This is a genomic window from Exiguobacterium sp. s95 (assembly GCF_018618655.1).
Taxonomy (GTDB): domain Bacteria; phylum Bacillota; class Bacilli; order Exiguobacteriales; family Exiguobacteriaceae; genus Exiguobacterium_A; species Exiguobacterium_A oxidotolerans.
Map to the genome: position 1 here is coordinate 99,858 of NZ_JACSMM010000007.1, position 13,980 is coordinate 113,837.

General features: G+C 51.2%; 14 protein-coding genes. 8 read left to right on the forward strand and 6 right to left on the reverse strand.

Going from position 1 to position 13,980, the window contains the following annotated elements; genetic code table 11:
- Positions 1–170 precede the first annotated feature (170 nt).
- On the forward strand, positions 171–1,367 hold the full coding sequence (locus tag KNP99_RS11765; protein ID WP_029332333.1) for an MFS transporter: 1,197 nt from the start codon (positions 171–173) through the stop codon (positions 1,365–1,367).
- Between the two features lie 147 nt (positions 1,368–1,514).
- Here KNP99_RS11765 and KNP99_RS11770 read toward each other — a convergent pair whose 3' ends face one another.
- Both KNP99_RS11770 and KNP99_RS11775 read right to left on the reverse strand, forming a co-directional pair.
- Positions 1,515–1,967: a DUF4385 domain-containing protein gene (locus KNP99_RS11770; protein WP_214808842.1), complete on the reverse strand. Its 453-nt coding sequence runs from the start codon at positions 1,965–1,967 to the stop codon at positions 1,515–1,517.
- A 53-nt stretch (positions 1,968–2,020) separates the two neighbouring features.
- Positions 2,021–2,647, reverse strand: a complete 627-nt coding sequence (locus KNP99_RS11775) for a TetR/AcrR family transcriptional regulator (RefSeq protein WP_214808845.1) — start codon at positions 2,645–2,647, stop codon at positions 2,021–2,023.
- 110 nt (positions 2,648–2,757) lie between these two features.
- Here KNP99_RS11775 and kynU point away from each other — a divergent pair, with 110 nt between their 5' ends.
- The 4 genes from kynU to kynB are packed head-to-tail and all read left to right on the forward strand — an operon-like array spanning position 2,758 to position 6,925.
- The gene (kynU, locus tag KNP99_RS11780; protein WP_214767651.1) at positions 2,758–4,035 is read left to right on the forward strand and encodes a kynureninase; all 1,278 of its coding nucleotides are present in this window, start codon (positions 2,758–2,760) and stop codon (positions 4,033–4,035) included.
- Positions 4,036–4,045: 10 nt separating this feature from the next.
- Entirely contained in the window at positions 4,046–5,428 is a 1,383-nt protein-coding gene (locus tag KNP99_RS11785) for an amino acid permease (RefSeq protein WP_214770570.1), read from the forward strand.
- Between the two features lie 20 nt (positions 5,429–5,448).
- A complete protein-coding gene (gene kynA, locus KNP99_RS11790; protein ID WP_088836049.1) occupies positions 5,449–6,288 on the forward strand; it encodes a tryptophan 2,3-dioxygenase in 840 nt (279 codons plus the stop codon).
- A 13-nt stretch (positions 6,289–6,301) separates the two neighbouring features.
- On the forward strand, positions 6,302–6,925 hold the full coding sequence (kynB, locus tag KNP99_RS11795) for an arylformamidase (RefSeq protein ID WP_214802768.1): 624 nt from the start codon (positions 6,302–6,304) through the stop codon (positions 6,923–6,925).
- A gap of 257 nt (positions 6,926–7,182) precedes the next feature.
- Here the strand turns inward: kynB and KNP99_RS11800 are convergent, their stop codons facing one another.
- On the reverse strand, positions 7,183–7,830 hold the full coding sequence (locus tag KNP99_RS11800) for a cyclase (protein ID WP_214770561.1): 648 nt from the start codon (positions 7,828–7,830) through the stop codon (positions 7,183–7,185).
- A 150-nt stretch (positions 7,831–7,980) separates the two neighbouring features.
- Between KNP99_RS11800 and KNP99_RS11805 the strand changes: the two genes are divergently transcribed.
- Positions 7,981–8,484 (forward strand): hypothetical protein, encoded by a 504-nt coding sequence (locus KNP99_RS11805; RefSeq protein ID WP_214802765.1) that lies wholly within the window; start codon positions 7,981–7,983, stop codon positions 8,482–8,484.
- Between the two features lie 59 nt (positions 8,485–8,543).
- Here the strand turns inward: KNP99_RS11805 and cydC are convergent, their stop codons facing one another.
- Both cydC and cydD read right to left on the reverse strand, forming a co-directional pair.
- Positions 8,544–10,259, reverse strand: a complete 1,716-nt coding sequence (gene cydC, locus KNP99_RS11810) for a thiol reductant ABC exporter subunit CydC (protein ID WP_214808848.1) — start codon at positions 10,257–10,259, stop codon at positions 8,544–8,546.
- Positions 10,256–11,986 carry a thiol reductant ABC exporter subunit CydD gene (cydD, locus tag KNP99_RS11815; RefSeq protein WP_214808851.1) on the reverse strand — a complete coding sequence of 577 codons (1,731 nt, stop codon included), beginning with the start codon at positions 11,984–11,986 and terminating at the stop codon, positions 10,256–10,258. Before cydD ends, cydC begins: the two co-directional genes overlap by 4 nt.
- A 211-nt stretch (positions 11,987–12,197) precedes the next feature.
- Here cydD and KNP99_RS11820 point away from each other — a divergent pair, with 211 nt between their 5' ends.
- Together KNP99_RS11820 and KNP99_RS11825 are read left to right on the forward strand one after the other, a co-directional pair.
- Positions 12,198–12,680: an Rrf2 family transcriptional regulator gene (locus KNP99_RS11820; RefSeq protein ID WP_088836043.1), complete on the forward strand. Its 483-nt coding sequence runs from the start codon at positions 12,198–12,200 to the stop codon at positions 12,678–12,680.
- A gap of 14 nt (positions 12,681–12,694) precedes the next feature.
- Positions 12,695–13,078 carry a nuclear transport factor 2 family protein gene (locus KNP99_RS11825; protein WP_088836042.1) on the forward strand — a complete coding sequence of 128 codons (384 nt, stop codon included), beginning with the start codon at positions 12,695–12,697 and terminating at the stop codon, positions 13,076–13,078.
- A 51-nt stretch (positions 13,079–13,129) separates the two neighbouring features.
- On the opposite strand, the gene ypfJ is transcribed toward KNP99_RS11825, so the two are convergent.
- Positions 13,130–13,975 carry a KPN_02809 family neutral zinc metallopeptidase gene (gene ypfJ, locus KNP99_RS11830; RefSeq protein ID WP_214767639.1) on the reverse strand — a complete coding sequence of 282 codons (846 nt, stop codon included), beginning with the start codon at positions 13,973–13,975 and terminating at the stop codon, positions 13,130–13,132.
- Positions 13,976–13,980 lie beyond the last annotated feature (5 nt).

Sequence of the window (13,980 nt, forward strand, 5' to 3'; positions counted from 1 at the left end):
AAAAGGGATTGTCCATCGATTTTCAGATGGCAATCCCTTTTTCCGTATCCATTTCAAAATCAATCCGGTCTTTTCAGCCCTCTAAATTGACACAATCTTTCTCTTGAAACTAAGATGATAAGGATGACACAATAATCGCTTACATAAGCGCGCAGAAAGAAGGGGTCCCCTTGCAAGCGGATCAACGTAAAAAATTAACGGTCTTGATGATCAACATGTTCATCGCCGTCGGGAGCTTCGGGATCATCATTCCGATTCTGCCTGCTTATCTCGCCTCCATCGGACAAGGTGGAACGGCTGCCGGGCTGATGATTGCCATCTTTGCCGGCGCCCAGCTCGTCATGTCTCCCGTTGCCGGAAAATGGGCCGATCAATACGGCCGTCGCAAGATGATCATCTATGGACTGATTGGTCTGACACTGTCGATGTTCGTCTTTTACTTCTCGAACTCGGTCGCAATTCTTTATCTGTCCCGTGCAATCGGTGGTATCGGTGCTGCCTTACTGATTCCGGCAATCTTTGCTTACGTCGCCGATATCACGACGATGGATCAACGGGCGAAAGGAAACAGTTATGTCTCGGCCGCGATGTCGCTTGGAATCGTCATCGGACCGGGAATCGGTGGGTTCCTCGCCGAATATGACTTAAAGTTGCCGCTACTCGTCTCAGCTCTTGTCTCGGGACTCGCCGTCTTGTTCAGCATCTTGTTGCTCAAAGAAAGTGATGTCCATGACGCAACAGCGATGGCACCGGACGAAGGATCGATGCTCAGTAAAATCGGTGCGTCGTTCCAAAAACCGTACTTCGTCCCACTCGTCATTACACTTGTCATGAGTTTTGGTCTGATGGCGTATGAATCCGTCCTTGGTCTCTTCATTGATAACCAATTCGGTGCTTCACCAAAGGATATCGCCGTCATGGTGACATCGACGGGTATCATCAGCGTTATTGCTCAAATCTTTATCGTCGACAAAATCACCCGGAGTCTGGGTGAAGGCAAAGTATTGAATATCTTTTTATTGATTGCGACACTCGGGTTTCTCGTCTCACTCTTCGCCTCGAGTTACGGCGGCTTCTTCGCCGTCACGCTGGTCATCTTCCTCGCGACGTCGATTTTACGACCTGTCTTGAACACGATGATTTCAAAACTCGCCGGGAACGAACAAGGCTTTGCGATGGGGATGAACAATGCCTATATGAGCATCGGAAACGTCCTCGGACCAACACTCGCCGGTCTGCTGTATGACGTCAATATCTTATATCCGTTCATGCTGGGACTTGTCTTCCTCGCCGTGACGTTAGTCGGCTCTGTCGTATGGCAACGCCGCCAGTCCCGGTTGATTGAAAAAATCGAACGTACGTCTTAAGTTTCACCCACTAAAAAAGAGTAGGACGACTCCGGATATATAGCGGAGACCGTCCTACTCTTTGTTTGTCGTACGATATCTAAAAAGACTGACAGCCTACTTGAATTTTTAATGAGATGCTTCTCGATACTTCGTCGCTCTTTTCCTTTATCCATATGCCTTTTGATGGGCTTTTTTTAACTTCAGGTAACCTTCATCGGCCCGGATCAAATCCCACTTCTCTTGAAAGATTTCAGCGGATTTTGCTTTTTCCGGGTCGATGTCCCGTTCGTTCAACTCACCTTTTTCTTTATCCTTATATTTCCGCCCTCCCGGATAATTCGCATAACGGCGGGCACGCGTGTGTCCCATCTGAATGAACTTCCGTGCCATATCCATCCCGACGAAATCACCCGCCGCTTTATAGGCTAAGTACATTTCATAGATTTTTTCAGAGGACTCCTTTGCAATCTCCGGTGTCTTGAACCGCCAGTGCGGCAGGATTTCACCTTTATACGGTTCGACAAGCAGGACACCTTGCTCCCCCCGTCCGACGCGGTATTTTTCCGGTTCCTTCCGAAAGTCCGTCGTCTCGAAATCGATCTCATAATCAAATGCCACGGTTCCCACATCCCTTTAGTTAATTACAGGACAATTCCCCGCCATGCCTTCACTTAATCTTCTCGATACAATCCATGTGCATACACTTCCGTCAGCGTCCGCGCAATCTCATCAATCGTCGCCGTCGTTTCTGACCGGACGACTTCAAACAAATACATTTCATTTGCGAAAAACCACCCGCGTGCGACGAGTTTCGGATCAAGATCCATCCGGGCAAGCCCTTGCTGCTGGGCATATAAAATGTCTTGGCTGATTTGTTCAATGAACCGTTCCCGAATTTGTTTCCACTTCGTCCGGACGACGTACGATACGCCAATCGCTTGCTCGACGATCCGAAGCATCGCCCGCTCCTCATCCGCTAATCGAAGAAAGGCCGTCGCCTGTTCCAAAATCTGCTGTTTTGCGTCCGCACGCGAACGCGGCTCAAACACTTGCTCGGCAATTTTGTAAAACTGGTCCATGACGTCTTCCATCAGGACGATCAACAATTCATCCTTCCCTTCAAAATGAACGTATGCCGTTCCGTAACCGACACCTGCTTGTTTGATGATTTGTGAGATGGTTGCCGTTTGAAAGTCTTGCGATAAAAAGACGTCACGTGCTGCAACGAGCAGCTTTTCACGTGTTCGCACCGTCCGTAGATGACGTTTGTCGACTTTCGCCTGTCCTGGTTCCTTCATCCTCACACCACTCCTTTTGATTCGTTATTCGATAATATTGACACAGTGTCAATTTGTTTGCTACGCTTTTGTCAAAATTGATTGAGGATTCAGTTCGAGGAGGAACCGAGATGACACTTACCGCAAACCGTGAAGATGCAGTCCGCATGGATCAGCAAGACCAACTTGCACCGTACCGTAATGAATTTTATCTCCGTGAAGGGTCGATTTATATGGATGGCAACTCGCTTGGTCTCTTATCCAAACGTGCCGAACAGACATTGCTTGAGTCGCTGGCCGATTGGCGCGAACTCGGAATTGACGGCTGGATGCAAGGACGCCATCCTTGGTTCGAATTGTCGGAAAAACTCGCTGCCTTAAACGCCCCACTCGTCGGCGGGCGGGCAAACGAAGTCATGGTGACAGGCTCGACGACCGTCAACCTGCATCAACTCGTCTCGACGTTCTTTGCGCCGAGCGGACAACGGACAAAAATTTTAGCAGACAGTCTGACGTTCCCGTCAGACATTTATGCCCTGCAAAGCCAGCTTCGCTTACGTGGACTCGACCCAGCCGAGCACCTTGTCCAAGTCGAGAGTCGTGACGGACGTTTCCTTGACGAAGAGGATTTAATTGCTGCAATGACAGATGACATCGCCTTGATCGTCCTCCCGACCGTTTTATACCGGAGCGGGCAAGTCCTCGACATGGAGCGCTTGACGAAGGCCGCCCATGACCGGGGAATCCTGATCGGTTTTGACGGCTGTCACTCCGTCGGTGCCGTCCCCCATGCGTTTCACGACTGGGGCGTCGACTTTGCGTACTGGTGCAACTATAAACATTTAAATGGTGGACCGGGAACCGTCGGTGGTCTATTCGTCCATGAGCGGCACTTCGGGACACTCCCCGGTTTAACCGGGTGGTTCGGTTCGCGCAAGGACAAACAATTCGACATGGATCACACATTGACGCCGGCAGAAGATGCGGGTGCCTTCCAGATTGGAACACCACATGTCTTAAGTCTTGCGCCGCAAATCGGTGCCCTCGAACTGTTCGCAGAAGTCGGAATCGGTGCCGTCCGGGAAAAATCGCTCGCCTTGACGGATTATATGATGCGCCTGGTCGATGAAGAACTTGCGCCTTACGGCTTCTTTATCGGAAGTCCTCGCGATCATAAGCAGCGTGGTGCACACTTGAGCCTCGAACATCCGGAAGCGGCGCGGATCTGTAAAGCGTTAAAAGCCCATCACATCATTCCCGACTTCCGTGCACCGAACATCGTTCGCCTCGCACCGGTCGCATTGTACAATACGTTTAGCGATGTCTACGACGTCGTTGCGACACTGAAGACCATTATGGAAGAGAAGGAATACGCGCAATTCGCAAATGAACGCGAAGTCGTCGCGTAAGGAGGTCATCATGAAAGAACACCCTACTGAACTACGACGTGACTTAAAAACACGTCAACTGACGATGATAGCGATGGGGTCTGCCATCGGGACGGGACTATTTCTCGGAAGCGGTCTCGCGATCAGTCTCGCCGGACCAAGCGTGCTGATCAGTTATGCGATCGGCGCCTTCATCGTCTTATTACTGATGGGCTGCCTCGCCGAAATGACGGTCGCCCATCCGACTTCCGGTGCGTTTGGAACAATTGCCGAACGCTATATCAGTCCCTACGCCGGCTTTCTCGTCCGCTATTCGTACTGGGTCGCGAACGTTCTCGCCATCGGGGTCGAGGTCAGTGCGATTGCAATTTACATGAAATACTGGTTCCCGGACGTTCCCGGTTACTTATGGATTTTATTGTTTGCCGGTGCACTCATTTATATCAATGCTACGACGGTCCATACGTTTGCGACGTTTGAATACTGGTTCTCCGTCATCAAAATCAGTGCCATTCTCATGTTCATCGTTCTTGGTGCGTACTTGATCATCGGTAGTCCGGCACCGGAAATCGGCCCGCAAAACTTCACGAATGATGGCGGATTCATGCCGTTCGGAATTTCCGGTCTGTGGGTCGCCGTCTTTATCTCGCTCTTTAGTTTTATCGGAACAGAATTAATCGCGGTCACGGCGGGTGAAGCAAAGGACCCGGACGTTGCCGTGCCGAAAGCATTAAAAGCGACGGTCTTCCGTCTCTCGACGTTTTATGTTCTGACGATCGCCGTCATGTTGATGATCGTCCCGTGGCAACAGGCCGGTGGGATTGATCAAAGTCCGTTCGTCAAAGTGATGGAGCTTCTGTCGATTCCGTATGCAGGCGGCATCATGAACTTCATCATCCTGACAGCTGCCTTGTCAGCGATGAACAGTCAACTGTATGCCTCGACGCGGATGATGTACTCGCTCTCGAAAGCGACCTACGCCCCGCGGATCTTCAGTCGTCTGAACGCAAAAGGTGTTCCGCTGTTCGCACTCGGAATCTCGACACTCGGTATCTTCTTAGCTGCCGTCATCAGCAGCCAATCGAGCGTCTCCTACCCGTTCATGATGGGGATTTCGATGTTCGGTGCGATTTTCACCTGGTTCATGATTTTTATTTCCCACCTCTACTTCCGCAAAGCCTGGGAACGGGACGGAGGGCGGAAACTACCTGTCCGGATGATGGGGTATCCGTATTTGACGGCGCTCGGCGCGATCTTGTTAGTCGCGCTCGTCATCACGACATGGTTCACGGACTTCCAAATTGTCCTGAAGTTCGGAATCCCATGGTTGATTTTCTTGACGATTGCCTACGCGTTTTGGAAACGAAATCATCCACCGCAAGCAGATCAACAGAAACGTTCACAATCACTTTAACGTAAAGGGGATCGATTGGAATGGAACAGACCGGTCACAATGGAATCGAGTCGACGATTCAAACGGATTTCAAGAAAGACATGTCGTACGGGGATTATTTACAGCTTGATCCACTACTCAGCAGCCAACACCGCTTATCGGATCATCATGATGAAATGCTGTTCATCATCATCCACCAGACAAGCGAGCTTTGGATGAAGTTGATTTTGCATGAGATGACGGCTGCGACAAAGGCAATTGCGGACGATCAGCTTGAACGTTCATTCAAGATGCTCGCCCGTGTCTCAAAGATTCAGCAACAATTGATTCAATCCTGGTCCGTCCTCTCGACGTTGACACCGGCAGAGTACCTCGAGTTCCGGGATTCGCTCGGGCACTCGTCCGGTTTCCAGTCCTATCAAAACCGGCAAATCGAATTTGCACTCGGCTTTAAAAACGCGCAGATGTTGCGTGTTTATGAACATGAAACAGAATTATTCGCTCAGCTGAACAATGATTTAAAAACGCCCAGCATCTACGATGAGACCGTCCGCGCGATGGCACGACGCGGTCTCGCGATTGATTCTGCTATCCTTGAGCGCGATGTCACACAGGACTGGGAAGCTGATGCCAGTGTCGAAGCAGCCTGGGGTGAAATTTACCGTGACGTCGCACAATACTGGGACCTGTACGAACTCGGTGAGAAGTTACTCGATATCGGCAGCCAACAACAAATGTGGCGCTTCAATCACATGAGTACGGTCGAACGGATCATCGGACAAAAACCGGGTACGGGCGGCTCGTCCGGCGTCAGTTATCTCCGGCGTGTCCTTGACCACCGCTTCTTCCCGGAACTCTGGTCCGTCCGTACAAAATTATGAGGGGGAATTCCTGATGAACCGCTGGATTGATGTTTCACAACCACTGTCTTCGTCCGTGACGACATGGCCGGGAGATACGAAGTTCGACTATACGATCAGTTGGAGTAAGGCTGACACCGGGTCCGTCAACGTCGGTAAGGTCACGATGAGCTTACACACGGGCACACATATCGATGCGCCGTTCCACTTTGACGATGCAGGCAAAAAAGTCATCGAACTCGACCCCGATCTTTACATCGGTCATGCACGGGTCATCTACTTACCCGGTCGGACGGAACTCGTCGCAAGTGACCTTGACAGATTCGATTTGACGGATGTCCGCCGTCTCATCATCAAGACGGACGGCTGGGTCGATAAATCGGTTTTTCCTGAGTCGATTCCCGTCCTGACACCCAGTCTCGCCGAGCGACTCGGTACTCTCGGCGTCGAACTGATCGGTCTCGATCTTCCGTCCGTCGATGCGATCGACAGTAAGGAGATGGCTGCCCATCATGCCCTTGCGACACATGGTGTGCATATTTTAGAAGGACTTGTCCTCGATAAAATCGCACCTGGGGACTATCACCTGAACGCGGTCCCGCTCCCGCTCGTCGATGGTGACGGCAGTCCGGTCCGTGCGTTATTACGTCCGTATTGAACAGAAAAAAGAACGTTCTCGTTTTTTCGAGGACGTTCTTTTTTGACTGTAATGAAGTAACTTTCGGACAAACGTTTCACTTTTCGTGACTCCTACGGGGAAAAGTGCACGATTTTTGCGCTGTCAGAGGCAGGCAAGACCCTGCTACTTGGTTCGTTAGAACCAGGTAGCAACGGCTTGCGCCTCGCCCGAGGAAAGCACGAGAAGGAAGACACGTTTGTCAGTCACTCACTTCTAGAAACGATAGACAACACCGTTCAACGAATTACCGTCACGGGAAAGAGTGTTTCTTCAATCCGTTTCGTCACATGCGCAACCGTCGCAAGCGACTGATCGACTTGAAAACCGATATCTAACGAATGATTCGCTCCAGGAATCAGCTCAACCATTAAGTGACTGGCCCGGCACCGTTCGAGTGCCGACGTTTCATGAAAGCGGTCCGCATCGCCGATGACGAGTAATCCCCGTTGCCGACTTGCGACAATCCCTTCCGCGATGAAAGGCACGGTCAAAAGCGGCGTCAGTAAAATGACTGTCGCTTCCGAAAAAACCGGTCGTTGCATCAACGTAACGAGCGGACCCGTTCCAAGGGATTTCGCGATGAACTGGTGCGTCAGATAGGTTTTTTCTTGTAAGACTTTCGCGATGACGGCCTCGATCCGGCGAAGGATTTCGTCGTCCGCTTCCTCGTCCGGCAACTCATAGATGTCGTCCGACATATAGTGAATCTCAATGATATTGACATCATGGTTCAGCAACATCATCCGACTATAGTAAAAGTAAGGATGATCGTAAACATAACTTGCGCCTGACAACAAAAAACAGACCTGTGACGACTCGGAGTAGTAATGCGTATATGAAACCAGTTGCTTCCCGACTGCGATTGTTTCGTGACGGATATCCATTGAACTCCCCCTTTTTAATTTTCCTTACTTTACCATCGATACATTATAAGGTCCATTAAAATTCCATTTCCATTCTGTAGGAAAACGGTTACCTGGCACTGACGATTCTTTTGTACACTGAATCCATCACATATCCTCTGGAGGTGCAGAATGGATTCAAAACGAAATGATGGGTTGATTGCTGTCGGTCTCCTGTGCGTCGAAGCCGGTCTTTTTGGTTTCGGTCATGCGATGTCCGTTTCACCTGAAGTCAGTTCCGGTAACGGCAATCCGGCCATTTTATTGGCAATGCTGTTAATCTTCTTATTCGTCACCAGCGTCCGTTCCGTCATCCGTTTCCTGCACCGTCTTCAAGTCCGTCCACCCGGACTGACGATTTTGCTGCTGCTCAGCGGGAGTTCCGCGCTGTTCGGTTCAATCTATCAAATCCATCACTACCGGACGTACCGGGCTGACTTGATTGATCATTTGATGCATCGCGAAGGAACGACACGTGATTTAGAATACATTCGCTCCATCACATCCGTCTTCGACATCCATATGAATGATCAGACTTTCAATAGTACGACTTTTTTTATTTTTACTTGTGCCATCCTTCTCGTTAGTAGCTCGTTCCTGCTCCTCCATCACTGGTGGCTCAACGTACCCCGTTAAACCACACGAAAAAACAGGATCCGCTGGCGCCGTTCGTGGCACAAGTGGATCCTGTTTGTTTAACGTGCGATTTGATCCGGCGTAAAGACGGATTGTTCGACTTGTTTTAATGCGTAGAAGGCACCTTGTCGGTTCATCAACTCATCATATGTTCCGACTTCGATGACTTGTCCCTGTTCCATGACGACGATTTGATCCATCTGTTCAAGACCCGCGAGACGATGGCTGACGAGTAACACGGTTGCGTCTGTCGCACGTGCGAACAGTTGACGTAAAATCATCTGTTCCGTCAAGGCATCGACGGACGATGTCGGTTCATCCAGCAAGTAGAGCGGTGCTTCGCGTAAGAAAATCCTGGCAATCGCGAGGCGTTGTTTTTCGCCTCCCGATAGATTTTCCCCTTTCTCGAGCACCTTGTCAGCCAGACTAAACGTCAAATCAACCTGCCGCAACGCCAATTCCATCGCTTCATCCGTCGCTTCCTCATGTGCGAGCTGCAAGTTTTCACGAATCGTTCCGTAAAAGAAATGATTCTGTTGCAAAACGACATTCGTTTGTCGCCACAAGGCTTCCGGATCGATTTCCGCTCCATGGACACCAGCAATCGTGATTCCGTCTACCGGATACATCCGGAGCAACAGTTGGAGCAAGGTCGATTTTCCGGAGCCACTCGCGCCGACGATCGCCGTCTTCGAGCCACGAGGGAATGTCACGCTGACGTTACGGAGGACGGGCCGGACTTCACCCGGAAATGAAAACGTGACGTCCGTTGCCGTAAGCGTCGGGGCAGCGTCCAGTTCAAACGGAGGATATGTCGGCATGACTTCGTCCGTTACGACGTCATCGAGACGCCGTGCAGCATGGCGGCTATCTTCGAAGAAGCCGGGTAAAATCGCCATCGGTGCCGCATTTTCGAATACCGTCAGTGATGTCATGACGAGCAACGCAAGGAAGACACCATCGAGTTGACCATCCGCGACGAGGTAAGCGCCCAGTCCGAGGACGAGCCACGAGATGACTAACGTCACCAGTGTATTGAGCGCCAGGTTCGAGACGGCATGCAGTCCGTTTCGCCGTTCTTCTGCAACATAGCGGGCTGCGACTTCGTTCAGTTCCGTCTCTTTGTTCGCGAGTTGCTGATAGATTTTTAAGTCACGGTAGCCTTGGAACAACTCTGTCACTTCCGTCGACAGTTCCCCGCGCCGCGCGCGAACGGTCCGCGCGAAACGCTGTTCCCGGTAAGCGAACCAGCCCGGGATGATAAATCCCGTCAAGAGCAGTCCGAACACGAGGACGAGCGCGACACTGAGTGAGAAGAAGCTGACAAAAAAGATTGTACACAGAAAGACGAGGACGAGAATGATCGGCGGATAGACGACACGTAAAAACGTGTTCTGCAGACTCTCGACATCGCCGACGATTCGCGCGAGCAAGTCACCGCTCCGGTACTTCGCGAAGATGCCCGGCGCAAGCGGTTCGAGCCGTTTGTAAAACGTCGTCCGTAAATCACTCAAAATCGTAAACGTTGCCCGGTGCGAGTAATAACGCTCCGCATACCGACTGACGGCACGCGTCAGGCTTGATATTTTTTGCAAGGCAATCAGTACAGCGAGTGTTTGAATCGGTGGCAACAGTGCCGCCTTCGAAATCAGGAAGCCGCTTGCTGCAAACAGACCCACCGCCGTGACGCCGGCAAGAACACCAAAGAGAATCGAGAGGACGATATCCCGTTTCTGGTGCAGCATCAATCGAAAAATACCCATCAATTCTTTCATCGTGTTTCCTCCCCTCGTTGGACGGCACGCATCCGTGCGTATTCCGAATCCCGTGCGAGTAACGCCTCATGTGTGCCTTGGTCGACGATCCGGCCGGCCTCTAAAATGACGATGTTGTCCGACTGTTCGATCGTATGCAGACGGTGTGCGACCGTGATGACGGTCGCCGTCCGTCCGAGTTCCTGGATTGCCTGCTGTAACAGGTGTTCCGTCTTAACGTCGAGTCCCGTCGTCGGTTCATCGAACAGGATGACGTTCGGCCGTTTCAAGAAGGCACGGGCGAGTGCGACCCGTTGTTTTTCGCCACCCGATAGACCGCGCCCCCCTTCACCGATTCCGGTGTCGAGCCCGTCCGGTAAACTCGCAATCAGTTCCCCGAGTCCTGCGGCAGCTGCCGCACGCTCGATGTCTGTCCGCGTCGCCTCCCGTAATTCACCGATGGCGATGTTGTCGGCGAGTGTCCCCGCATACAGGTAAGGATGCTGCGAGATATAGCTGAGCTGTCCGAACCAGCTCGTTTCCGTGATTTGTGCGCGTGGCTGACCATTCAGGAGCACTTCGCCGTTCTTTGGATCGGCCAGTCCCGCGAGTAACTGCAGGACGGTCGACTTCCCGGCACCACTTCGTCCGATCAAGGCGACTTTTTGGTACGGTTCGATGCGCAGCGTGACGTCGGTCAGTGCAAACCGCTCGTCCTGATACGTAAAGTCCACGTCTTTCAGTTCAATCCGCGGTGGTGTCGCGGACTTTAACGCCTCCGTTCCGAACGTTACGCCCCGGTCGTCTTGCGTCAGTTCAGACGCAATCTGTTTCGCCGCCGCAACACTGCCCCGTCCGGTATGGAACGCTGCCCCCATCTCTTTTAAGGCCAAATAATACTCCGGTGCAAGCACGAGCATCAAGAAGGCTGGAACAAAGGTGATGCTTTGAAATAAAATCAACCGGAGACTGACCTCAAGCGCAATCATCCCCATGCTGAGCATCGAGATGAACTCAAGCATCAACGACGACAAGAAGGCGAGCTTCAGCACGGTCAGCGTCGCATCGCGGAAGTCGAGACTACTCCGTTCGATGACGTCCTGCTGTGCTTTCGCGCGACCAAACAACTTTAACGTCGTGATGCCTTGCAGCGTATCGAGGAAGGTTCCGGAGAACGCCGTCATCTTCTCGAGCTGCGTATCGGCACGTTTTTGCGTCATGATTCCGATGACGATGTAGAACAGTGGAATGAATGGTGCCGTGATCATCATGACGAGTCCCGTAATCCAGTCATAACTGAATGCTGCGATCAGCACCATCAAGGGAACGATCGACGTCTGGATGACTTTCGGCAAGTATTGGCTGTAATAGCTGTCCATCTCATCGACCGCGTCAAGCAACACACTGACCTTTTGTCCCGACTGTCCTTGCGACATCACTTCGACGGAACTCATCGTATACTTCGCGACGAGCGCCTGGCGAATGTCTTGTTTGACACGTGCCGCGAGAACCGTCCCGAGCCGCCCGTTCCAGTACGTGACAGCGACCCGTAACATCAGCATGAGCAGTAAGATACCGAGTAGCGGAACAATTGCCGCAAAGGCGTCCCCTTGGAGAAAAATGCGGTCGACGATGATGACGATCAAGTACGATTGACCGATGACCGCAATCCCCATCAGGACAGCCGCCAGCATCAATTGCAACATGATCGTACGTGGAATCGAGATGATTCCTTTAAGTGGATTCATATAAAAACGCCCCTTCACAAATTGTGAACGACTTTTAGTGAATATTTTCACATATCGTACATTCAGTATACCGAATCCTTCGTTTAGTTGCCATGAGAATGCCGCTCCAAAGGTGTGACGGTTTTGTGAGAAGCGTTTTACTCGACAAAATTGCTAACGTCCACTATTATAGACAATAGTTATCTACGTTATACAGAAAGGGCGAATTACCATGCAAATGAAAACCGGAGTCGAACAATCCGTCTACGCGATGCTGTTACTGACCTTTTTGCCGGAGAAAGGACTTTTACCCGGTGAGTTCATCAGTCAGCAGCTCGGCGCTTCACCGACGTACTTTCAAAAACTATTGCGTAAACTCGTCAGTGCCGACCTCCTTCTGTCTGTCCCGGGGGTCAAAGGCGGTTTCCGACTGAATCAACCTTCCGATCGGATTCGTATCTTTGACGTCTACGAAGCCATCGAAGGAAAACAATCCCTTTATGCTTCAAGTGGTGTCTTTGAAGACTTGATGGGCATCAAAGAACAGAACGTCCGCCTCTTATCTAACTTGATGACGGAAGCGGAAGATGCTTGGCAATCGACCTTAAAACGTGAAACGATTGGATCGCTCCGACAGGAAATCGACAGGAACTGTCCCCCTGACCACTTAACGACATTGCAAGCCTTGATTGAACAACAAATGATTCGCAACTAAAAGGAGACTTACGCATGACTACACTTGACCGCTACTTTGAGTTATTTGACGCTTCCCGGACCGATGAACAGGCTTTTAGTGACCTCTCTTCCCTCTTTTCGGACGACATCACGTTCGTCTTGAGTGGACAGGAACAACATGGCATCGACGCCTGGAAAAAATTCGTCCGCCTGGTCTTCACTGCCAACCAGGACATCAAGCACATGTATGAAGCCTGGCTCCCGTCAGCAGATGGCGATACATTCGAGACACGCTGGGCCGTCTGCGGCAAGCGGGCTGACGGAGCGGTCTTCACGCAGGACGGGACGGATATCGCCCGCCTTGATGCAGACGGAAAAATCGTCTACCTCGCCAATGTGCCGGATGATGCGAAGATGTTTAACAATTACAACGACTAACCCAAAGAGACCGTTCCCCACTCGGAACGGTCTCTTTTTGAAGTCATCCGCTTATAAGTTTGCTGCTTCGAACGTGTCGCCGCCTTCAATCGTTCCGTTATCAAAACCTTTTTGGAACCAGCTTTTCCGTTGTTTCGATGTCCCGTGCGTAAAGCTTTCCGGCACGACGTATCCTTGACCTTTTTTCTGAAGGGTATCGTCACCGACGGCATTTGCAGCACCAAGCGCTTCTTCAAGGTCGCCTTCTTCCAACAAGTTCTCCCCTTGCGCGTGATGTGCCCACACGCCGGCATAATAATCTGCCTGCAGTTCGAACCGGACGAGGTATTTATTGAATTTCTCTTCGCTCATCTTTTGACGGAGCGGCATGATCTCATCTGACGTCCCGAGTAACGTCTGGACGTGATGACCGACTTCATGGGCAATGACGTAAGCCATCGCAAAGTCGCCAGGCGCCCCGTACTTAGTTTGTAATTCATCATAAAAACTTAAATCAATGTATAATTTCTGATCGCCTGGACAATAAAAAGGACCGACCGATTTTCCGGCTTGTCCACACGCTGAACTGACTTGGTCGGTATAAAGGACAAGTGTCGGTTCTTTGTATGTCATCCCGTCTTGTTTAAACTCCTTCGTCCAGACACGTTCCGTATCGGCGAGCACGACCGAGACAAAATCGGCGGCTTCTTTTTCTTTCGCTGTTTCTTGATAGCCTGAGTTCGTCCCGCTCTCTGAACCGGATAAATCCCCAAGCAAATCAGCAGGATTCCCACCCATCAACGTCACGACGATCAAGATGATGATGCCAAGTCCACCTCCGATTCCCGCGATTCCTTTCCCACCCATTCCCCGGCGGTCTTCTACGTTTGAACTTCGTTCTCTTCCCTTCCACTTCATGCGGC